Annotated in this window: 1 protein-coding gene; it reads right to left on the reverse strand. The window is 69.0% G+C overall.

From position 1 onward, the window contains the following. Nucleotides 1-216: 216 nt before the first annotated feature. Complete coding sequence (locus G5C65_RS38810) at nucleotides 217-888, reverse strand: hypothetical protein (RefSeq protein ID WP_206442709.1); 672 nt, start codon at nucleotides 886-888, stop codon at nucleotides 217-219. Nucleotides 889-1,340: the final 452 nt, after the last annotated feature.

The raw sequence follows: 1,340 nt of genomic DNA on the forward strand, positions 1-1,340 counted from the left end.
GGTCCTCGACCGGATCGGGAGTGATGTCCTTGAACGTGTCGATCCCGCCGTCGGCCAGCTTGCCGACACCGTCCTTCGCCTTGTTCAGACCACCCTTGACCGCCCCGCCGATATCACCGAGACCCATGGGGTCACCGTACCTGTGTGCGACTGGGAGATCGCAAGGAGTACCCGGAACCCCGGAGGGTCCCGGGGAACTCCGTCAGGAACCAGGAGCTATCTGGGGAACTTGCGCGGGGTCCGCACCTGGCAGGAGTAGACCATCCGCTGGTTGTTGGCGGACTTCGCGACGGAGACCGTGACCGTGCGGCGGGCGCCGGGGCTCAGCGTCACCGACTGGTAGCGGCTGCCGATGGTCCGGGTCGCGATGGACGAGCTCGGCGAGGAGCCGACCTTGAAGCGGACGTTGAAGCTGTAGCGGAACGTCTGGTCGCTGGAGCGGTTGTGGAGCGCGACGTCGTAGCTGATCCGGCGGAGCGAGCGGCTGTAGCGGCACCGCTTGCCGTCCACCTCGCCGTACGCGCTGGAGCTGTACGTACGGCGCGGGGTGGGCCGCGCGGTGGGGAGGTCGCTGCCGCCGGAACGGCCGCTGGAGAGGCCGCTGGAGCTGGAGCCGGAACCGCCGGAGGTGAGGCCCCCGCTGCTGGAGCCCCCGCTGGAGCTGGAGCCGTCGGAGCCGCCGGAGCTGAGTCCGCCCGTGCTCTCCAGGCCGGGGGCCGAGGGCCGCAGGGACGGGTCCTTGAGCGAGGGGAGCTTCGGGTCCTTGAGGTCTTTCAGGCTTCCCGCCCCGCCGAACGCTTTGTCCTTCGGTTCGTCGGTGCAGCCTGCCAGGACGACGGTCGCGGCTAGAACGAGACTGACGGCGCCGGCGGCGCGACGAATACGCATGAGATCCCCCGTATGTACTGAATTGCGATGCCGTGCTCGGAGTGATTGCGGGGCCCTATGGCCTTCAGAGCACTGGCAGATTACCCGATGCGGGAAAACCGGCAATCCCTGTGTTCCGGGGGCGGTGTAGCAGCTCGGTAACCGCGATCTGTGCATTGTGTGTGTTCGGGAACGACGCCGTTACGTCTCCCTGCCCTCCGGATCCCCTTGGTACCTTGGGCGCCCATACATCTCGCTCCATGCTCAACCACGGGGGATACATGAACCAGCCCTGGCCGCCACAGCAGCCGATGCAGCCTCCCATGCAGCCGCCGCCCGGGGCGCCGATGCAGCCGCCGCCGGGGGCGCCGGTGCAGCCCGGTCCCGGCTACGGGTATCCGCAGGGGCCGGCGCCGGGGTACCAGCAGGCCCCGGGATACCAGCAGGGGCCCGGTTATCCGCAGGGGCCGGGG

Source organism: Streptomyces boncukensis (genome assembly GCF_011045075.1).
Taxonomy (GTDB): Bacteria; Actinomycetota; Actinomycetes; order Streptomycetales; family Streptomycetaceae; genus Streptomyces; species Streptomyces boncukensis.